A 20,224-nucleotide genomic window follows, 5' to 3' on the forward strand; every position below is an offset into this window, starting at 1 on the left:
TATGGCTGACACATTATCACAACAAGATAGATCCAAGTGTATGTCGGCTAATAAAAACAGTAATACAAAACCTGAAATGCTTGTTAGGCGGTTGGTGTTTTCTCTGGGTTACAGGTACCGTTTACATAACCGGAAGTTGCCGGGGTGTCCGGATCTGGTTTTTGCCGGACACAAAAAAGTCATCTTTGTGAATGGTTGTTACTGGCATAGGCACAATTGCAAAAAAGGTAAATCAACACCCCAAACACGCCAAGAGTTTTGGGAAACTAAATTTAAACGAACGGCTGAACGGGATAAAGAAAATATAAAGCTTTTGGAAAAAAAAGGGTGGAAAGTTTTGGTTATTTGGGAATGCCAGATAAAGAAAGATATTAAAAAGGTGCAAGAAAAAATCGTTAAATTTTTGGGTTAGCGCCATGCGGGACAAATATATAGCATACGCTTACGGGACGAACCGAGCAGGTAGCAATAAAGCGAATTCCTATGTGAACGCCTTAGACTATCTCCGTGATATTTTTGCTTCCTCGAATTGTGAGTTTCGCGGTTTGAATGTTTGGCAAGTCACAGATGCCGGTAAACTAACAGATTTGTATCATTTTATCTTAGAGCAGCAAAGGCTTGGCACTGACGGAATATTCAGAGAGGGCAAACGGTCGAGTTACTGGAAAAATCGGTTTTACTCGGCAGCAATAAAAAATTATGTTGAGTTTTTGGTAGAGTACCGGTTTGAGGAAAAATTAGATAGTGTTTGCCGCAGTCACTCTGACGGCAGGGCCTTATCAAACGAGCTTATAAAACAAAGAGTAGAGAACATTGACGCTTTGATACGGTGCGACATTGAAAAGGAAGGCAAGGACGTTGAGGCGACTGTAAAGACAAGGCTCAATCAGAATTACTTTAGGAAAATGGTTCTGGGCAATTATAGCCATCGCTGCTGTGTTACCGGATTGCCGATACCGGCGATTCTACGTGCTAGTCATATTGCATCTTGGGCCGAGGATAAGAGCAACAGGTTAAACCCGTCAAACGGATTGTGTTTGTCCGCGACTTATGACGCGGCGTTCGATAAACATCTGATTAGTTTTGACAAGAATTATCGTTTGCTTTTGAGTCCGGCGATAGAGACTTATGCCGGTAAGGCCTATGAAAGCTATTTCAAAAACCTTGCGGGGAATTCGATGTCATTGCCAAAACATTTCCTACCAGATGTAGAGCTTTTGCGTAAACATCGAGAGATCACCATGGAACAGAAACATCCCTGTGATCCGTGAGTGCGGGTTTGTGTTAATTACGGGACATCGACGTTGTCGAAGATTGTCTGTATAATATCTTCGCTGGTTTTTTCCTGTGCTTCTGCTTCGTAGCTGGGGATCACTCTGTGGCGCAGTACGTCCATACCGATACTCTTTATATCCTGGGGCGTTACATATCCGCGGCCTCGTATAAAGGCGTGTGCCCGCGCGGCGATAGTCAGTGCGATAGTGGCACGCGGCGATGCGCCGAAGTTAATCATCGCGGCTAACTCGTCTATACCGTAGGCCTTCGGGTCGCGTGTGGCGAAGACCACATCTACGATATAGTCCTTTATCTTCTCGTCCACGTATATCGAATCGACCACCTCGCGTGCGGCGATGATGTCGTCTGGGCTGATGACCGGATTGACACTGATATCTACGGACGTGGCCGACATGAGATCGAGTATCCTGCGTTCTTCGTCTTTGCTGGGGTATTCGATTTTTATCTTGAGCATAAACCGGTCAAGCTGCGCCTCGGGCAGCGGGTATGTGCCCTCCTGCTCGATAGGGTTCTGTGTGGCGAGCACGAGAAACGGCCGCGGCAGGGGGTAGGTCTGCTCGCCGATAGTAACCTGCTTTTCCTGCATGGCCTCGAGAAGTGCGCTCTGTACCTTGGCCGGTGCGCGGTTGATCTCGTCGGCGAGTATAATATTGGCGAAAATCGGCCCCATGCGGGTTATGAACTCGCCGTCCTGGACACGGTAAATCTGTGTGCCGGTAAGGTCAGCGGGCAAAAGGTCGGGGGTGAACTGAATCCGCTGGAACTTCGAGCTTAGAGCGCCGGCCAGTGCGGTAACCGCGGTGGTTTTTGCCAGCCCGGGCACGCCCTCGAGCAGAATGTGCCCGTTAGAGAGCAGGGCGATCAGCATCCGCTCAAGCATGTACTGCTGGCCGACGATAACCTTGTCAAGCTCGGCCATCAAAATCTTTACAAAACTGCTCTTTTGCTCTACAAGTCTCGTTATCTCGCTTATGTCAAGTGCCATCTGTTGTCTCCAAAAACATTACCATGAAGTTATCCAGAATAATCAAGTCTATATTAGTAAGCAATATTTTTAAATAAGAAAATCCGCAGATTACGCAGATTTTCGCTGATTATTTTTCGCAGGTCGGGCTTCCAGCCCGACACAAATCCAATCCCCCCTTCTTTAGAGGGGTGCCCGAAAGACGGGGTGTTTTGCACGCTGAAGCGTGTACTCTTACTAAGTAGGTCAACCGTCCCCGGTTGACATTGAAACGGCAAGCGGGGACGCTTGCCCTGCTTAGCTTCTAATTATCAGACAGGATTAATTTTTTATTAACCATGAAGCTATTGAAGAAATTGAAGTTTTTATTATATCTTTTCTTCATGTCCTTTATGCTCTTCATGGTAAATTTAAATCATGTAAATCATGTCTAATTTATTTATCTCAAATCTCAAACTGAGCAAATTCGTGAATTTGCTCTACGCTGCGGCATTTGCCTATACTAACCGCTCCATAATTCTTCACTTGTTTAGCAATATTATCAGAATGAGAAACAAGTGAAGAACGGCTCTGACTGCCTTCTGCCTAATGCCTAATGCCTGTCTTTACTTCCTCGTTTTGCGTTCGGCTCTGCGGCGGTCTGTCTCTTTGAGCAGACGTTTTCGCATTCTGATATTGTGCGGCGTAATCTCCACCAGCTCATCGTCCTGGATATATTCGAGTGCCGCCTCGAGGCTCATAATCCGCGGCGGGCGCATCCTTGCGGATTCGTCCTTGCCCGAGGCACGCATATTGGTAAGCTGTTTGGCGCGTGCGGCGTTGACCTCGATATCGTTATCCTTGCAGTGCTCGCCGACAATCTGGCCCTCATAGACCGCGTCGCCGCTTTTGACGAAAAATATGCCGCGGTCAAACAGCGAGTCAAGAGCATATGCCGTCACCTGTCCCTGCTCGAGTGCGACCATAACACCCGCCTGCCGCTGGGGTATGCTGCCTCGCATAGGCTCGTAACGGTCGAAGGTATGGTGCATTATCGCCCTGCCCTGTGTGGCGTTGAGCATACGGGCGTGCAGGCCGAAGAGCCCGCGGGAGGGGATTCGGAACTCCATCCGCACAAAATCGTCCTCGCCGCCCTTTATCTCCATGCTTACCATCTCGCTGCGGCGGTCGCCCAGCAGGCTCATCACAGAATTCTGGCAGTCTGTCGGGCATTCCACCACAAGATTTTCTATCGGCTCCTGTCGTATTCCGTCGATCTTGCGTATAATGACCTCGGGCTTGCCCACGCATACCTCATAGCCCTCGCGTCGCATGTTTTCCAGCAGAATTCCCAGGTGCAGCAGCCCGCGGCCGGAGACCTTGTATTCCTCGCCGGTGTTTCCCGGCTCAACACGCAGGGCGACGTTGGTCACAAGCTCCTTGTCGAGGCGGTCTTTTATATTGCGGCTGGTAACGTATTTGCCTTCTCTGCCGGCAAACGGCCCGTCGTTTACACGGAAGGTCATCGTCATTGTCGGCTCATCGACCGATATCACCGGCAGGGCGCTGGGTTTATCCGGACAGGCGATCGTGTTTCCGATATCCACCGGATCCAGCCCCGCGATCGCGCATATATCGCCGGCCTGTACAATATCAACCTCCGCCTTGCCCAGCCCGCTGAACTGGTAGAGCTTGACCACTTTCTGGAGTGTGTGTTTACCCTCGTTGTCGATGACGGTAACCGCCTGCGCCTCGCCTATCCGGCCGGCAAATACACGGCCGATAGCGATTTTTCCAACGTAATCCGAGTAATCAAGTGTGGTTACAAGCATCTGAAGCGGCTCTTCGGGGTTGTCTTTGGGTGTCGGCACACTGTGTATAATCGCGTCATAGACCGGCTTCATGTTGTCGTTGCCGTCGTTCATGTCTCTTCTGGCCCAGCCGTCTCTGGCAGAGCTGAACACAACCGGAAAATCCAGGGCGTCATCGTCGGCGTCGAGCTGAACAAGCAGGTCGAACACCTCTGTTACGACATCGTCCGGCCGCGAATCAGTTCGGTCGGCCTTGTTGACAACCAGCACCGGCTTTAGATGATTTTCCAGCGCCTTGGACAGAACAAACCGTGTCTGGGGCATCGGCCCTTCAAATGCGTCAACCACCAGCAGAACGCCGTCGGCCATCTTCATGACACGCTCGACCTCGCCGCCGAAATCCGCGTGGCCGGGGGTGTCGATAACGTTTATCTTGTATTCGCTGCCGTCCTGGTCGGTGTAGTCGATCGCGCAGTTTTTGCTCAGGATCGTTATCCCCCGCTCACGCTCAATCGGGTTTGAGTCCATTATAAGATTATGCTGGCCGCCGGCGAGCTTGTCCAGCTCGGCATCACGAAACATGCCGCTCTGGTAAAGGAGCTGGTCGAGAAGCGACGTCTTGCCGTGGTCAACGTGCGCTATTATCGCGACATTGCGAATATACTTTGTGTTCATTGGTTTCCTGTTAAAAATTAGTCTAAAGATAAAAAGAGCCGGTATTATGCAGAATTATAAGCGTTTGTACAGCTTGAGACCATTATTTAGTAAAGATAAATTCACCCAGCGGGAAATTTTCCAAATCCATTTAAATTGCAAAACATGTAAAAAATTGCACTATGTATTGTTCTGAACAGCTAAAAACATTATTCAGCTCAAGTTATCTAACATTTGCAATATTTTCAATTTTTTCTATAGCTTCTGCTATATGATAAAGATACAATTTGTCGCCTGTCATAGTGGTACCGCTTCTTTAAGCACATTTTCTTTAATTAAACTGTATAATGCGTTCTCGTTGACAACATCAACCTCGACACCAAGAAGCTCCTTTACGTCATTCATGAAACCAATCCTGTCAAGCAGGGAGCCGTCCGGCTGTAAAGTGACCAGTAAATCAATATCGCTGTCATCAGAAGCCTCATTTCTGGCATACGAGCCAAAAACGCGAATGTTATCTATCTTATGAACCTTGGCAGACTTGTATATCTGATCTCGTTTTTCTTTTATTTTTTCAAGCGATGCCATGATAACCTCAAGACAAAACCCAACGGGTGTTTAAAACTTAATTTTTTATTATCTTACCACAAAACCGCGGCTAAATCCAGTTTTTTGGATTAAATCTCGGCAGTAAACGCATTTCGAAGCCAAGTATTAAAGAGCCGAATGTTGGCCAATACGTAGAGACGTATTGCATACGTCTCTCTCAACGCTCTAAAATTCTTTCCTGCAAATAGTTAGAAGGCATACGCAAGCCGTTTCGCCGAGGTTTTCCGTATGAATTGTTTACCCTATTCTGTTGTCACAGATCGAGAGACGCATGCAATGCGTCTCTACGGGGGGCTTTACAATAATAAATGTTGCAGAACCGGCAGTATGTTTTCAGTATTTAGCCTGAATCTGTTTGTACTGCCGCAAATTCGGGTGATATTTGGCTTGAAAAACGAATTATTTAGGGTAAATTATCGCATACGGATATTTGTTTAGATTTCGGAGATTCACTAATGAGCAAAATCAAAGAAGCCCCTATATCGGAAAAAATCGTAGATTCAGCCAGGGGCGTTCATGATAAGATAATAAAATCCCAGAAGCCGACCATGAGTGCTCCCGTCCGGTCACTCTCGAATGTAAAGTACCACCAGGAAAAAGGTTACTTCGAGATGAAGGGCAAGAGCAAACTGCGTACCCTGACCGTGAGCACGGTTAAGAGTTTCGCCCAGACACTCAAAATGATGGCTCTTTCTAAGGAGCTGATCGACGAGAACAACATGGCGACCAAAAGGGAGGCGTACTATATATCGAAGAACTGGGGCAAGGCCGGCTTTGCCGAGCAGCCCGAATCCGATACTATAATGGACGATATCGAGGCGATGTTCATGGTCAACCGTGAGCAGCTGCGTTTCGCGCCGGAAGAAAAAGGCGGAGCGGTTGCCGGCAGGCTGATAGTTTTGGATAAAGACTTAGACGGCAGTGAGTTAAAGATTGACTGCACAAAATTCGGCTCGGGGGCGTATTCGATCCCCGTTGACGTTGAGGGTCTTGGCTTCAAGAGCAAAGCGAAGTTTATCCTGGCGATAGAAACCGCCGGCGCGTTTCAGCGTCTTCTAAAATGCGGATTCTGGGATACTTCAAACTGCATATTGATCAGCATGGGCGGCGTGCCGACACGCGCCTGCAGGCGTTTCATACGAAGGCTTGCCGATGAGCTGAAAATCCCGGTTTACGCCTTTGTCGATGGCGATCCGTACGGGTATTTCAACATCTACAGAACGCTGAAAGTCGGCTCCGGCAACGCGGCGCATATCAACAGGTTCTTCTGTGTTCCGCAGGCGAGCTTTCTCGGTGTAACTCCACAGGATATAATAGATTATGAGCTTCCAACGCACCCGCTCAAAGAGGTTGACATAAAACGCGCCAAGGATGCTCTGAAAAACGATCCGTTCGTAAAATACCACAAACCCTGGCAGGCGGCAATAAACCAGATGCTCAAGATGGGTGTGCGTGTTGAGCAGCAGGCGTTCGCAAAACACAGCCTCAGCTTTGTGGCTAACACCTACCTGCCCGAAAAAATCAATAATTCCAAGAAATTCCTGCCCTGACCGGAATTTTTATTCACAAAACCAGGTGCATAAGAAACCGGTAGAGACGCGATGGGTGCGTTTCTACCGGTTAAACTTATATATTATCAGTCTTTACATTCTTTGTCCGATGTGAGTTTTTCCAGCGTGGGCCGCAGGGTGTTTGTCCAGACGGTGTAGCCTTTTTCGTTAAGATGCAGGCGGTCGCCAAGAAACAGCTCATCATTAGGCTTGCCGGACTCATCAAGAAGACAGGTTGCAACATCTACATAATGGAAATTGTCAAACTTGCCGCAGTGAGCCTCTATAAGCGCGTTAGCGGCTTTCATCTGAGGCCAGACATTCCATCGTGAGCCGCTGGGCTTGATTGAGAGGTAAACCACCTGTGCATCGGGGGTGTATTTTTCGCAAAGGGCCTTGAATTCCTTGAAATCCGCGAAAACCTTCTCCGGGCTGTTGCCGGCAGTAATGTCGTTATCGCCGACGTAGAGACATATCACCTTTGGGTTGTAAGGAGCCGCGATACGGTCGAAGAAATAGTTCACCGCGGGTGTCTGGCTGCCGCCGAAACCGCGGTTTATAACCTTGAATTCGGGGAAAAAGCGGGCTGTCTGCCAGCCGCGTGCTGATGAGCTGCCCAGAAAGAGGACTGCATCGTCCGGCACGGAATTTTTCGCATCCCAATCCATAAACGCTTTGATATCCTTACCCCAGCGTTTCTCTTCTGCTTCATTGACCTCCCGCTCGCTCAGACCGTTTGAGACAAAAGCGGCCAGGAGTATTAAAAGTACACATTTTTTGATCATTTAATCACCTCGAAAAAAAGTTTATCAGATGTCAGCGGCGAAACCCCGGTTCTAAGCCGGTATTTACGCCTGTTTTATGTATCAAAAAAAGGTGTCAGACACCTTTAAATTTTTATATACCTTTAACTATTTGCAGGAAAAGATTTTAGAACGCATATAGATGTAAGCATTGCGTCTATACGGGGTATTGGCGGCATATTTTGGCAGGCCCTATCGGAGATGTTTGTCCGCAAAATCCATATATCGCTGCCAGTCGTATTCTGTCAGGTCATGTTTGCCGTCTCTGATGTGGTAGCCGAGATGCCCGTTCTGGATCGGGGTATTGAGCGGCGGCATCTGTTCGGCTCCGAGCCCCTTTAGCCCCATAAGCTCCCATGCCGGCGAGGCGTATTTTGCCGATAGAAACTCACCCCGCGGGTCAGCCCATAAGTCCTGGTCGGCACTGGCAATATATGCCGGACGTGGTGCGATTAGTGCTATAAGCATGTGCTGGTCAACCGGCAGCGAGCTTTCATTGCCGTTATATTGTTGGAAGTTTTCGCAAAACCAGTGCGGGAAACGCGTGTTAATCCTTTTGAGTGCTTCTCCGTAGCACCTTCGGCTCAGTGCCGCCCCGCCGCAGCCGGAATTGTTGGAGATTACCATGGCGAATCTTTCGTCGGTCGCTCCGGCCCAGAGAGACGTTTTGCCGAGACGCGAGTGGCCGAGCACGGCGATTTTTGTGTGGTCGATGTCGCTGTCAGTTTCAAAATAGTCCATCGCACGGCTAAGTCCCCACGCCCAGGCGGCGATTGTGCCCCAGGAGTCCGGATCTCTTTTGCCGTCGGCGGGGTTGTCAAAGAGCGGATGAACGCCGTTTTTAAAGCCATCGTGATAATCAGGGTCGATATCGCCGCAGTAAATGGTCGCAAAGCCGTAGCCGCGGGCAATGATTGACTCAACCGGATACCGCTGCGAACGTTTCCCCCGTGAGGCCTCGTTTGCTTCTTCACCGTTTGGAATCCAGCTTTCTGTGAGCCTGACAGCCGGGTCATCGCAGACTGTGTGGTTGCCGCGGAAGTTCAGCAGCAAGAACAGCGGCACAGGTTTTTCGGCTTTAGCGGGCAGATAGATTAGAACATCCATCCCGGGCCCGTCATCGTTTTGTGTGAAACTTACGCGCACCTGTTTGCGCAGGGCGGTAGAATTCAGTGCGGTGCTGCTCTTTTCAAACACATTGAATTTCAAGGCGTGCGGGCGTTTGGGTGATTTGCCGAAGACATGGGTTTCAAAAAGCTCCAGTATCTCGCCGCGGCGTTTTGTCTTCCATATTTGGGCGGTCATTTTTTCTTTGCCCCGGGTATCGAACAGCTCGGGCAGTTCATAATCGGGCACATCGGATTCCCGGTATATTACGCCGTCCTTGCGGGCAAGCAGCTTTTGAACCAGTGTCGCATCTGCCTGCCAGGTGTTCGGGGGTGCGGGTTCGGCGTCATCTCCGCGGACAGTAAGTATTGATGCGGCAATTAGTAACAACAGAGAAAGTGTATTGAATGTTATCTTCATTTGTTCAATCCAGCCAGGTTTTTATTTGTTATATGGTTATCCGGCGAGTCAACATGCGGCCTGCCCTGCAAAATTTGCAATCCTATAGCCGCTAATATTATACGACAAACAGGCTTCATGTCAATATAACAGGCTTCATGTCAATATAATCAGTTACAGGTTGAACGCATCGGGGTGTTTTGGTAAGAGTTCAAACTTTAGTTGTATCAAAAAAAGGGGTCAGACACCTTTGAATTAATATTCCTTTTAAATATCTGCGGGAAAAGATTTTATAACGATGAGAGACGTATGCAATACGTCTCTACCGGGTTGGAGCAAAATCTTGAATTTGCTCTGCCAAGGCTTCCATCAAAAATTTACACATAATATAATATTGTTTCTATTAAAAATTGCGCTTGACAATCCGGCGGGTGAGTATTATAATTTCACAGGATCATTCGGGAAAAATGATCCGGAAAGTTTAACAGGGAAATAAACGGAAAAGACCATGGAAGCGGGCTTTTTTTATACACTGCTTTGAGTTGCGTTTTTGATTTGAATCACAAGCCGCTTTCGAGGGTCATTTTCAAAAGTAAAATTGGGAAATCTGCTCCGCCGCGGGATGAATATCCAGGGAAAACGCGCCGGCAGTTCTGCTAAAAACGCAGAAAGGGAAAAAAATGAGAGAAAAAAAGAGATTTTTTTACGCAGCTCTAATCGTAAGTCTTTTATTCACAACATTTTCAAACGCACGTTTTGATAACGGGAGATTGTACCATCATGAAGGTACTGTTGAATATGGTGTGGTTCCATATGGTATTCCCGTTACAGGATTAGCAGTAGGTGCTACATACACAGGAACTGATTTGGCTAGCCTTGAGGACGATATTGGCTATATTAGAATTGCATTTTTAAGTAGGCCTAGTTCCTTACGGATAATGTACTTTGAAAATGTTGACATAAACACTACCTACATACACGAATTTAAACAACAAGAGACAATATCGGATACCAGTACCATAAAGCTTAATACAGTTGGGGATGATTATACTAAGTGGACTGAGTTTGAATTATCAACCGAATTTGCTGTGAGCGAACAAGCCACTTCCATAACGATAATGTATGAATTGTATTTTGATGAGGGAGATTATTGGGTACAATGTATAGATACCGATATGACAATCACGCCAAGACCCGATAATAGAAACCCGGGTGGTGATGTGATGTATTATAATACGGGGGGGATAATACCAGGATGGACGACTCTTTATGAAGCTACTTCTCCTAATGATACGCATTCAGCTAACTGGTGTATCGAGGTGGTAGCCGTTCCCGAGCCGGCGACGGCAGTTATTCTGGTTTTTGGCGGGCTGTATTGCCTGCGTAAACGGTAAGTTTCGGTTATAAAAAATTCTAATTTAATCTTTATAACACTTGTTGCTTTTTTTCTAATTTTGAGTACAATAAGCGCAATATATTGTATTTGTATCTAAATGTACCTAAACAGAGGTGTTTATGAAGATTAAATTTAATCGTTCAGTACTCCAGGAAGCATTGGGGCTGATAGCGACAGTGGTGCCGCTGAAGACACCAAAACCGATTCTCCGCTGTTTTAAGATCACGGCGGAAAACGATGCGGTTTTAATAAGCGCGACCGACCTTGAGGTTGGTATAACCTGCAAGATAACCCATGCCCAGGTAGAGGAGCCCGGCAGCGCGGTTCTGCCCGCTGATAAGGCCAATTCCATTGTCCGTGAGAGCTCGGATGATGTACTGGTTTTCGAGGATTCCAGCGAGGATATGAGCATAAACATCGAAGGCCAGGACAGCCGCTACACTATCTACGGCCACGATATCGATCAGTTTCCTACCGTGCCCAATGACACCGGCGAGACGGCGTTTGATATGAAGCTGGGCGTTCTGCAGATAGCCATCGAGCAGACTGTGTTTGCCTCGGCCAAGCAGAGCACGCGGTATTCGCTCAACGGGATTCTCTGGGAGCTCGAGGATAAAGTGCTGACAATTGTCGGCTCTGACGGAAGGCGTCTGGCAAGGTATCAGACCAGGCTGGATAACGTGTATGAAGCTGCGGGCGAGGAGCAGGTACGGGTTATTGTGCCTACGAAAACTATGGGGCTGATAGACCGGATCGGCGCTGCCCCGGACGAGGTTGTCTCGGTCGGTTTCAGGAACAACCAGATCGTTCTCAGCTGCGGCGGCGTGGTGATCAGCTCGAACCTGGTCGAAGGGCGTTTCCCGCGTTACCAGGATATAATCCCCGACGACTGCGACAAGACGCTCACAGTTGATACAGATGTTCTTCTAAGTGCCGTACGCAGGGCGTCGCTGCTTGTAAGTGCCGATTCAAAAGGGATTAAGGTTACTTTAGACGATGGTATAATGATTATTTCCGGCCGCTCTCCCGAGACTGGAGATGCCCAGATCAACCTGCCGGTAGATTATACAGATGACCAGCTGGTCATCGGCTTTAACCCGCAGTACCTTATCGATGTTCTTCGGGTAGCGGATCAGGACCAGGTAACCCTGGAGTTTAAAACCTCCGACAGGCCCGGTGTGGTCAAGCTCGGATCGAAGTATATTTATATCATTATGCCGACAGATATTTAAACCCGCTGAGGTGTTGAGAGTCTCTGTTTAGGCGGCTTTTAATGAGTGACGATTTTGAAAAAGCCCAGAATCAGCTTAAATGGCTCAGGCAGCAGCAGAAACGCAGGCCGCCAGCCAGGAAGCTGGATAATATCCTCTCGGGATACATGAAGGGCGTAATAAGGCCGAAAAAACGCAAGGCCGCCCCGATAGTCGAGGCATGGGACGCGATTGTACCCCCCGGTCTCGGGGGGGTTGCGGTTGAGAGGGTTGATAAAGGCATACTGGTTATCAGGCTTGATGACGCGTCAATGCTTTATCAGATGGAAATGCTCAAGCATGAGCTGCTCGCGGAGCTGAGAGATCGCTGTAAGCGAATATACGTCAAAGACATACGGTTTATAATATAACAGCAGAAACGGCATAAAGCCATAATATAAATTATTTAAGAGTTTAGCAAATATATGAGTGACATAAATTATGATGCCAGCAACATCAAGATCCTTGAGGGTCTTGAAGCGGTCCGCAAACGCCCCGATATGTATATCGGCAACAGGGGCCTCGGCGGCCTTCACCATCTGGTATATGAGGTTCTGGATAATTCCATAGACGAAGCGCTTGCCGGCCGATGCAGTGAGATTATTGTCCGCATCAACGCCGACGGGAGCTGCTCTGTCGAGGATAACGGTATCGGCATACCCGTTGAGATGCACGAAGAAGCCGGTGTAAGTGCCTTGCAGGTTGTGCTTTGTACGCTTCATGCCGGCGGCAAGTTTGACAACAAAGCCTATAAGGTCTCCGGCGGCCTCCACGGCGTGGGCGTCAGTGTTGTAAACGCCCTCAGTGAGCACCTTGTGGCGGATATCAGCCGCGGCGGAAAGCACCACAGGTTCGAATGCCGCAAGGGTATCGCCCAGGGCAGCGTGCAGATTATTGGTGAAACCGCAAAGACTGGTACAAAGATAACATTCCTGCCCGACAGTGAGATTTTCGGTGATATCGAGTTTAGCGGCGACACACTGCGTAAGAGGATCCGCGAGCTGGCATACCTAAATGCCGGAGTAAGCCTGACATTTCGGGATGACCGCGTCCAGAAGGTTGAGCATTTTTGTTTCCAGAACGGGCTTCGTGAGTTTGTCGCCCACCTCAACGACGGCAAAGAGGCCCTGCACAGCGATATTATATATATTTCCAAAGAAGATAATGAACTGGGCCTCTCATGTGAAGTGGCTTTGCAGTACAACAACAGCTACAATGAAAACGTGATGGCGTTTGCCAACAACATACATAACATCGACGGCGGCACACACCTCTCCGGTTTCCGAACCGCCCTGACACGAACAATGAACGCCTACGGCAAGGCGCAGAACCTGTTCAAAAACAACGGTGTTACCAGCGGCGAGGACCTTCGTGAGGGCCTTACCGCGGTTATCTCAGTTAAGGTTCCCGATCCGCATTTTGAGGCGCAGACAAAGGTACGCCTCTCAAACCCCGAGGTCGGCAGTTTCGTGGAAACGGCTATCAATGAGCAGTTGGGAATGTATCTTGAGGAAAATCCCGCTATTGCTAAAAAGGTCTTGTCCAAAGCGATACAGGCAGCCGCCGCACGCGCTGCCGCACGAAAGGCACGTGAGCTGACTCGAAGGAAAGGCGCTCTGAGCAACGCCAACCTGCCCGGAAAGCTCTGGGACTGTTCCAGCAAAGACACTTCTTCAACAGAGCTGTTCATCGTAGAGGGTGACTCCGCGGGCGGCTCGGCAAAAGGCGGCAGAGACCGCACGATACAGGCCATATTGCCGATTAAAGGTAAAATACTTAACGTGGAGAAGGCACGTCTGGAAAAGATGCTCGGCCACGAAGAGATCCGAACCATTATTAGCGCCCTGGGAACGGGAATCGGCACGGATGAGTTTGAGCTGGAAAAATGCCGCTACGGCAAGCTGGTTCTGATGACCGACGCCGATATCGACGGGGCACACATACGCACGCTGCTTTTGACATTCTTTTTCCGCCAGATGCCGCGGCTTTTTGAGAACGGCATGGTATATATAGCCCAGCCGCCGCTCTACGAGATACGCGAAAAAGGAAGCCGAAAATCAGAATATATTGTCAATGAAGCGCAGATGCGCCATCGCATGACCAACAGGGGTCTTGCTGCGACAAAACTTATGGTTCGTGATGACCTGGAAAAACCCCAGGAATGCCGCGAAATTGTCGGCGAAGAGCTTGGGGCTCTGGTGCGTCTGCTTGGCGAGATTGAACGGATCGCCTCGATACTTGAGCGGCGGGGTATATATTTTGATGAGTTTGTAAAGGCAAACTACAAAAACGGCAAGCTGCCTTCGTATTTGATACGGGTTAACAGTAAACAGGAATTTTTCGAAAACGAGTCTGATTTTGAGGCTCGTCTGGCAGAGCTTGAGCAGCAGGCCAGGCAAGCTGAAGAAGTGGCCGTCGAGCAGGAGAATTCTGATCAGGCGCCGCCGCTGGTGTTCTCGGTTGAGGAGCTGCACGAAGTAGAGCGGCTCAACGGGATCGTAGAGAAGCTCAAACAGGAACATTCACTCGGACCCGAAGACTTTATGCTCGAGCAGGAAAGGACAATCGCCGGCGAGATTCTGCCCACAAAGTTCCATGTAACCAGCGGAAATGACTCTCTGGAGATTGTCTCGCTGGGAGAAGTCGCGGCGGGTATCCGTCAGCTCGGGGCTCAAAGCATTGAAATTAAACGCTTTAAAGGTCTGGGCGAAATGAACGCCGACCAGCTCTGGGATACGACTATGGATCCGGCAAACCGCACTATGCTCAAGGTTACGCTGGAAGATGCCAACGAAGCGGACAGGCTTTTCAGTATTCTTATGGGTGAAGATGTCGAAAAGAGACGTAATTTCATTAAAGACCACGCCCTCGAGGTGCAGAACCTGGACGTTTAAATAGAATTTGCAGTAAGAAATGGATATATAAGATAATATTATCCTTTATGCCTTAAATAAGGAGAAAACTATGCGTAAGACAATTATACTGACAGCCGTTTTGTTGATATTTGCGGTTTTAAGCGGGTGCCGCAGCCAGAGACCCTCAGATGTCAAAGAGCTCACCCGTGAAGAGCAGCTCCAGAAAGCGGTCGAACGAAACTACCGCAAAGCCGAGCCGCATTATGAACTTGGCGTGTACTATATGCAGAGCGGGATGCTTGAGCGGGCGGAGTCCGAGTTCAACATCGCTCTCAACTGTGATCCTGTTTATAAAGAAGCACAGGCGGCGATGGTTTCTGTGCAGGACAAACTTGGGAACCCCGAAAGGTCAAAATTGCTTGCTGATACATACATTGACCAGGCACGCAACAACGCGGCGGAGTCATTCCTGCTGGGCAGGGCGTTTCAGCGGCATTTCTACGAGGACTACGCTGTAAAATGTTATCATAACGCCGAGCGGCTTGCTCCCGAATCGGCGGTTTTGAACAAATATCTCGGATACTACTACCTGCGTAAAGGTGATAAGGCCAAAGCCGAATCATACCTGACGCGCAGCTTCCACCTCGACCCGTATCAGCCCGATGTCAGCAGTGAGCTGGGCAAGCTCGGCGTCGTGGTTGAGATACCGCCGGAGAGCCAGAGAAACATTTTCCAGAGGGTTACCGACCCGCTCGCCGACCTGTTCAAACGGGAAGAGATAAAAGAATAACTTTCGCTTGCATCAGGTGGGTGAAATAACTTGACTTGACCGGCAAAATGGGTAACATTCCCCTACCACAAGCCGGAGTGGCGGAATTGGCAGACGCGAAGGATTCAAAATCCTTTGGCCGTAAAGGCCGTGTGGGTTCGAGTCCCACCTTCGGTATTATTGCCGCGGCGATAATAAACCCGCGAAAAAATGTCGGCAAATCTGTAGAGACGCAATGCTTGCGTCTCTCTGCGTTATAATACTTTTACACCATAGATTTGAGAGAAGTGCGATATGTGTTTTTCCGTAAGATTTGTACCTCTTTCTGTTGCCATGGATTGAGAGCCGCATGCAATGCGGCTCTACATTGTTGTCGCGAACACCACCCAAACAGCTGCAAATTCGTAGAGACGCAAATGCTTTCGCTTTTCAAAAATAACATTTTTATTTTTGGCATAATTGGTATATACTTTCCGGTATGTTCAGCAGGATGTTATCTTTCTATACTAAGTATTTCGCGCTTTGGGTAATTATATTCGGCATTGTCGCGTATTTTTTCCCCGCGCCGTTTGTCAGTCTCAAAGCGGGGATGGACTGGTTTTTCGCGCTGACTATGTTCGGCATAGGTGCGGTATTAAGCATAAAAGATTTTAAGCAAATCGCCCTGAATCCTTTGGTTGTATTGATTGGTTCCTGCGCCCAGTTCACTATCATGCCGATAGGCGCTTTCATTGTCGCAAAATCATTTGGCCTCTCCCCGGAAGTTACGGTTGGGCTGATACTTACAGGCTCGGCTCCCGGGGCGATGGCGAGTAATGTGATGAGCTATATCGCCAAAGCCGACACCGCATACTCCGTATCGCTGACAACCGTATCAACACTGCTTTGCCCCCTTCTCACGCCCGGACTGACTTTTCTGCTTGCCGGCACGAGCATCGACGTTGATTTTTTCGCGATGATGCTAAGTGTAATAAAGATGGTGATACTGCCGCTGGCACTGGGTTTTGGAGTTCGGTATGTGCTCAAAGACCGGATAAAGACGATCCTCGGTATATTTCCCGCAATATCGGTTACGTTCATAATATTTATATGCAGCCTCGTGATCGCGCTGAACAGGGACTATATGCTGCTGCTTACGGTGCCGGTTTTCGCGGCGGCCGTGATACTGAATATCTACGGCATGCTTTCGGGTTACGGTGCGGCAAAGCTGTTCAAGATGGACATACGGAAAAGAAGGACGCTTTCGATCGAAATCGGTATGCAGAACGCCGGCCTGGGCACGGTGCTGGCACTCAAGCATTTCGGCGAAAAATCCGCAGTGCCGGCAGTGATCTTTGTGTTTGTCTGCATTATAACAGCCTCCGTGACAGCTGAAATATGGCAAAGGAGAAACTTAACCGAAGCGGCGTAATTTCTTAGATTTCACGCCAGAGCCTGTTGTATCTCTTACCCTTTTAAATCTTCCCCCGATTAAACGTTCAAACGATATATGTTTTCAAAAACATATATAAAGACTTATGAAACAAAAGTTTACCAATAAAGGCTGTCTGACACCTTTATCTTTTATACTGTCAGTTCATGCCACATTTCCAGCATTTCATGGCATTGATCTTGAATTTCAGGAAAAACAGTAGGTCTCAGAACACATCTTGCACCTGTCTTTTTGATTATTTTTGAAATCCTTATAATATAATCTTGCCAAATTTCGTTTTCTTGTGCTGCAAGTTTACCGTAGAACACTGTGTCAGTTTCTGCGCATTTCTGCAACAGCCACTCGGTATTGTACATCTCAGGATTACCCAGATCAATTGCCCTGACAAAATCACAGTCAAGAATCTTTTCATACAAGTATTCATGTTTACCGCAGTAATGAACAAAAGCACCACCAAAAGGTTTACTTGCCTGCTCCATATAGGGTATAGCGAATTCATCAATCATAGCCGGTGATAAAAGCGTATCGGTATCTTCAGAAAGCCTTGTACCGGCTTGAGGAAAGAAAAGCCCCTGCTGCGTTCCATGCCCATGAATCATTTCATTAGCAGGTTCTCCAATTTTCGCCTTTAAGACTTTAGTAACTTCAACATAAAGATCAGTTATAATCCCCAGCAATTCTTTTGTCTGGTCAACTTCGGTAATCATTTCATAAAACAACTCATCACCACGCAGTAGATGAAGGATATCATAAACACCCTGAGTGTCTGGATGATAGCACTCTATCTCTTTGGATTTTATGGATCTATGAATACTGTAGAACTCTAAAGCCAATCTCATCATCTGGGCATTTTCAATGTCTATATTCTTGAGAGACCGTATCTGATCAACCGTAAAATGACTGCCCGGCCAGGGCATCTGCCCATCACGAATCATATAATCCTGACCGGCTATTGCCGGTATAAAAATTGTACCTAGATTTGGACGAATAGTAGGTATGCCATCTGTAGGCCAATCAATAATCGCCGAGGCACGTTTAATTTCAGACTCATACATTTTAGCTGGATCGGAAAATCGAGACTCATAATCATCAACATCATACTGAATCAGGTCCGCGGACGGAATAAATATCAAACTTGGGCCATTGCCGGACCAAAAGGTGAAATGTAATTGTTTTTTAGCATTCAATTCCATTCAGTATTGTCCTTCTATAGAAGATTTGCAATCTAAGGTTGTCCCCATGTTTGTACATTGAACCTTTAAAGATTTAATTTCTTAATATCTACAATTGGTTTGCCGTCAGATTGATTCAATGTTTGTATAAAACGGGTTTTACGTTTATGTACCCTTCTCAACTCATCTATATAGCTTTCCCATTGGGTCTGCTTTTTCATACGTTTCATGAGGGATTCTGCCTTTTTGAGGTAAACCATTGACTGTTCATAAGCTTGGGGTTTAGTTTCATTAATAAGCTGCTCAGCAATATTTTGCCAGATTGACACAGAACGCTCGGGAGCTATTGTTTGAATAGCTTTTGCTATCTTATCGTCCCAGGTATTGAACCGGGTTTTCCCTTTTCGGTGTTTTTCGTACCAATACAACACTTTTTCGGGATTTTTCTCAAATATGTATATGTCTATAATCTCGTTTATTTTAGGATAAGTATTCAGGTATGATGATTTAGGTTCAACTTTACTTGATTTATCAAGGGGCCAAACTTTTTGCTTCCACGGCAACTGGCCTTTTTGAAGATATTCTATCAGATGAGCACGTACTTGCGTCCACGTTTTATTTTTAGTATTAGCCTTTTGGCATTCTATGTAGTTTTTAGTGGATGGAGAACGAACAAATTCTTCTGCCTGCATCATTGCAATCGCTTTCCAGTCTTTCTGTTTTGCTTTTATGTCTTTGAGCATTGATCTCAATTGAGATTCGATGCCGGCCCAGCTTCCGGCTAATCCTTGAATCCCTTTATGTATCCAGGCTTCTGCCTGTGAGTAACGTTTGGCTGAAAGAAGCCTTTCAACAAGACGCACATAACTATTGGTTATTGGGGCTTCCTGTTCGCACAGTGGTATTATTTCATCTTTTCTATCACTCTGCTCAAGAGAATGTACAATCCAGTTTGTTACTCGATCACGCATATATTTTGAATGAAAGTCATTTTTACTGTCTTGAGTTTTCATCGCAGCAAGACGTTTGAACATTCGATCTGCAAAGATGCTCCAATCAGCTTTTGTATGTTTCTTCGTAAGATATTCTTCAAAAACTCCAAAAGTACCGTATTCGTCCTTTAAAATAACTTCAACAGCCCATTCTAAACGTTCGATTCCTGATAGTGGAGACCGATTCAGCGCCTTAACTATTGCCGGCATGCACTCTGCTATTTCAATTGAGGTCTCACCTTCGTCATTACTCTGGGCGATTTGTTCGTTTCCGAGTTCTATTAATTCCCGTCCGAGAGACAATACTTCATCTGGATAACCAGATGACAATAGAAATTCCAGTTTCCCGCAGACATCAGAGTAGTCCGGGGTGTACCCTTCGTCGTCCCAACGGTTCTGCCAACCCGGCTCGCTTGCTATATAGCGAATATCTTTTCTTACATTATTCACAAGTGATTTTATGTTACCTGATGAGAGCAAATTTTGATCTTCAAGTTCCTTTGAAACATTTGAATATTTTTTTGCCAGATCAAGGATGAGTTCAATTATCTCCGATTTGGATTTCTTCTCCAAAAAAGATGAAATAGTCTCCTTGTTCTCACTTGGAGATATAGCTTTCCGGTCGGTAATATTACCGGACAAAATCAAAAGGCGTTTATCATCTTTGGAAACCCGGGGGATTTGTCTTCCATTTTGTATCAGTCGCAGGTACTCCAGTAGAGTGGCCACGCCATGTTTACAATTTGCATGATATGGGCACGTACAGATTGAGCTTGGTAGATTTTGGGGGCCGATAGTGACTTTAGTGGCATACCTCTTACTCCCCTCAACCCACGAGAGCAAGTCTCCGTTTTCAAGAACAGATAAATCCGTAACCAGGCCCTGCTGCTGATAGCTCTGGCCGCGTCTTACAATACTGTTGCCCGCCCATCTTTTGAGATCATTCCAGCAAAGGCTTATGAATTTGTCAATAATCTGCTTTTCTATAATTATTCCAATCGAAAGTGATGCCAATACAAATGTTAACCAAATACTAATAAGTGGCAATAATTTATCAAGAAGTTAATTTTATTAAATTAAGGGTGTCAGACACCTTTGATTGATATCGCAGCAGACGACGGTTATTTTGATATAGTAATCCGCTGCTCCATATAGGCTAACCGCTCGTTTACACTCGCGGCTCTGA

At 47.3% G+C, this 20,224-nt stretch carries 16 protein-coding genes and 1 tRNA gene; 10 read left to right on the forward strand and 7 right to left on the reverse strand.

The genetic code is table 11. From position 1 onward, the window contains the following. Position 1: 1 nt before the first annotated feature. Positions 2–412: a very short patch repair endonuclease gene (locus tag SMSP2_RS12235; RefSeq protein ID WP_146684330.1), complete on the forward strand. Its 411-nt coding sequence runs from the start codon at positions 2–4 to the stop codon at positions 410–412. Between the two features lie 73 nt (positions 413–485). Then, entirely contained in the window at positions 486–1,271 is a 786-nt protein-coding gene (locus SMSP2_RS12240; protein ID WP_186804708.1) for an HNH endonuclease, read from the forward strand. A gap of 17 nt (positions 1,272–1,288) precedes the next feature. On the opposite strand, the gene SMSP2_RS12245 is transcribed toward SMSP2_RS12240, so the two are convergent. The 3 genes from SMSP2_RS12245 to SMSP2_RS12255 all read right to left on the reverse strand — a co-directional run bounded on the left by SMSP2_RS12245 (position 1,289) and on the right by SMSP2_RS12255 (position 5,292). Then, positions 1,289–2,281, reverse strand: a complete 993-nt coding sequence (locus tag SMSP2_RS12245; protein ID WP_146684332.1) for an AAA family ATPase — start codon at positions 2,279–2,281, stop codon at positions 1,289–1,291. A 584-nt stretch (positions 2,282–2,865) separates the two neighbouring features. Continuing rightward, positions 2,866–4,725, reverse strand: a complete 1,860-nt coding sequence (gene typA, locus SMSP2_RS12250) for a translational GTPase TypA (protein WP_146684333.1) — start codon at positions 4,723–4,725, stop codon at positions 2,866–2,868. A gap of 276 nt (positions 4,726–5,001) precedes the next feature. Next, complete coding sequence (locus tag SMSP2_RS12255) at positions 5,002–5,292, reverse strand: nucleotidyltransferase family protein (RefSeq protein WP_222566348.1); 291 nt, start codon at positions 5,290–5,292, stop codon at positions 5,002–5,004. Positions 5,293–5,768: 476 nt separating this feature from the next. On the opposite strand from SMSP2_RS12255, the gene SMSP2_RS12260 reads away from it, so the two are divergent. Then, positions 5,769–6,863 carry a DNA topoisomerase IV subunit A gene (locus SMSP2_RS12260; protein WP_146684335.1) on the forward strand — a complete coding sequence of 365 codons (1,095 nt, stop codon included), beginning with the start codon at positions 5,769–5,771 and terminating at the stop codon, positions 6,861–6,863. A gap of 86 nt (positions 6,864–6,949) precedes the next feature. Here the strand turns inward: SMSP2_RS12260 and SMSP2_RS12265 are convergent, their stop codons facing one another. Beyond that, on the reverse strand, positions 6,950–7,648 hold the full coding sequence (locus tag SMSP2_RS12265; protein ID WP_146684336.1) for a GDSL-type esterase/lipase family protein: 699 nt from the start codon (positions 7,646–7,648) through the stop codon (positions 6,950–6,952). A 210-nt stretch (positions 7,649–7,858) separates the two neighbouring features. Beyond that, positions 7,859–9,193: a glucuronyl esterase domain-containing protein gene (locus SMSP2_RS12270; protein WP_222566349.1), complete on the reverse strand. Its 1,335-nt coding sequence runs from the start codon at positions 9,191–9,193 to the stop codon at positions 7,859–7,861. Between the two features lie 659 nt (positions 9,194–9,852). Between SMSP2_RS12270 and SMSP2_RS12275 the strand changes: the two genes are divergently transcribed. From SMSP2_RS12275 to SMSP2_RS12305, 7 genes are all read left to right on the forward strand, one after another. Beyond that, a complete protein-coding gene (locus tag SMSP2_RS12275; protein ID WP_146684337.1) occupies positions 9,853–10,566 on the forward strand; it encodes a hypothetical protein in 714 nt (237 codons plus the stop codon). A 121-nt stretch (positions 10,567–10,687) separates the two neighbouring features. Beyond that, positions 10,688–11,800: a DNA polymerase III subunit beta gene (gene dnaN / locus SMSP2_RS12280; protein WP_146684338.1), complete on the forward strand. Its 1,113-nt coding sequence runs from the start codon at positions 10,688–10,690 to the stop codon at positions 11,798–11,800. 41 nt (positions 11,801–11,841) lie between these two features. After that, positions 11,842–12,189, forward strand: coding sequence for a DciA family protein (locus tag SMSP2_RS12285; RefSeq protein ID WP_146684339.1), 348 nt, complete (start codon positions 11,842–11,844; stop codon positions 12,187–12,189). 54 nt (positions 12,190–12,243) lie between these two features. Continuing rightward, positions 12,244–14,712: a DNA topoisomerase (ATP-hydrolyzing) subunit B gene (gyrB, locus tag SMSP2_RS12290; RefSeq protein WP_146684340.1), complete on the forward strand. Its 2,469-nt coding sequence runs from the start codon at positions 12,244–12,246 to the stop codon at positions 14,710–14,712. 70 nt (positions 14,713–14,782) lie between these two features. Next, a complete protein-coding gene (locus SMSP2_RS12295) occupies positions 14,783–15,463 on the forward strand; it encodes a tetratricopeptide repeat protein (protein ID WP_146684341.1) in 681 nt (226 codons plus the stop codon). 71 nt (positions 15,464–15,534) lie between these two features. Continuing rightward, positions 15,535–15,619 (forward strand) — tRNA-Leu (locus tag SMSP2_RS12300). Positions 15,620–15,932: 313 nt separating this feature from the next. After that, complete coding sequence (locus SMSP2_RS12305) at positions 15,933–16,853, forward strand: bile acid:sodium symporter family protein (RefSeq protein WP_186804709.1); 921 nt, start codon at positions 15,933–15,935, stop codon at positions 16,851–16,853. 152 nt (positions 16,854–17,005) lie between these two features. Here SMSP2_RS12305 and SMSP2_RS12310 read toward each other — a convergent pair whose 3' ends face one another. Next, positions 17,006–18,067, reverse strand: a complete 1,062-nt coding sequence (locus SMSP2_RS12310; RefSeq protein WP_146684343.1) for a uroporphyrinogen decarboxylase/cobalamine-independent methonine synthase family protein — start codon at positions 18,065–18,067, stop codon at positions 17,006–17,008. 65 nt (positions 18,068–18,132) lie between these two features. Then, a complete protein-coding gene (locus SMSP2_RS12315) occupies positions 18,133–20,052 on the reverse strand; it encodes an SWIM zinc finger family protein (RefSeq protein WP_146684344.1) in 1,920 nt (639 codons plus the stop codon). Between the last annotated feature and the right edge of the window lie 172 nt (positions 20,053–20,224).

Origin of the sequence: Limihaloglobus sulfuriphilus (assembly GCF_001999965.1) — a bacterium.
Classification (GTDB): Bacteria; Planctomycetota; Phycisphaerae; order Sedimentisphaerales; family Sedimentisphaeraceae; genus Limihaloglobus; species Limihaloglobus sulfuriphilus.

Excerpts from the sequence above, each read along its gene's own strand:
- SMSP2_RS12235 (WP_146684330.1), top strand. The coding sequence starts at position 2 with ATGGCTGACACATTATCACAACAAGATAGATCCAAGTGTATGTCGGCT.
- SMSP2_RS12245 (WP_146684332.1), bottom strand. The coding sequence starts at position 2,281 with ATGGCACTTGACATAAGCGAGATAACGAGACTTGTAGAGCAAAAGAGC.
- typA (WP_146684333.1), bottom strand. The coding sequence starts at position 4,725 with ATGAACACAAAGTATATTCGCAATGTCGCGATAATAGCGCACGTTGAC.
- SMSP2_RS12255 (WP_222566348.1), bottom strand. The coding sequence starts at position 5,292 with ATGGCATCGCTTGAAAAAATAAAAGAAAAACGAGATCAGATATACAAG.
- SMSP2_RS12260 (WP_146684335.1), top strand. The coding sequence starts at position 5,769 with ATGAGCAAAATCAAAGAAGCCCCTATATCGGAAAAAATCGTAGATTCA.
- SMSP2_RS12265 (WP_146684336.1), bottom strand. The coding sequence starts at position 7,648 with ATGATCAAAAAATGTGTACTTTTAATACTCCTGGCCGCTTTTGTCTCA.
- SMSP2_RS12270 (WP_222566349.1), bottom strand. The coding sequence starts at position 9,193 with ATGAAGATAACATTCAATACACTTTCTCTGTTGTTACTAATTGCCGCA.
- SMSP2_RS12275 (WP_146684337.1), top strand. The coding sequence starts at position 9,853 with ATGAGAGAAAAAAAGAGATTTTTTTACGCAGCTCTAATCGTAAGTCTT.
- dnaN (WP_146684338.1), top strand. The coding sequence starts at position 10,688 with ATGAAGATTAAATTTAATCGTTCAGTACTCCAGGAAGCATTGGGGCTG.
- SMSP2_RS12285 (WP_146684339.1), top strand. The coding sequence starts at position 11,842 with ATGAGTGACGATTTTGAAAAAGCCCAGAATCAGCTTAAATGGCTCAGG.
- gyrB (WP_146684340.1), top strand. The coding sequence starts at position 12,244 with ATGAGTGACATAAATTATGATGCCAGCAACATCAAGATCCTTGAGGGT.
- SMSP2_RS12295 (WP_146684341.1), top strand. The coding sequence starts at position 14,783 with ATGCGTAAGACAATTATACTGACAGCCGTTTTGTTGATATTTGCGGTT.
- SMSP2_RS12305 (WP_186804709.1), top strand. The coding sequence starts at position 15,933 with ATGTTATCTTTCTATACTAAGTATTTCGCGCTTTGGGTAATTATATTC.
- SMSP2_RS12310 (WP_146684343.1), bottom strand. The coding sequence starts at position 18,067 with ATGGAATTGAATGCTAAAAAACAATTACATTTCACCTTTTGGTCCGGC.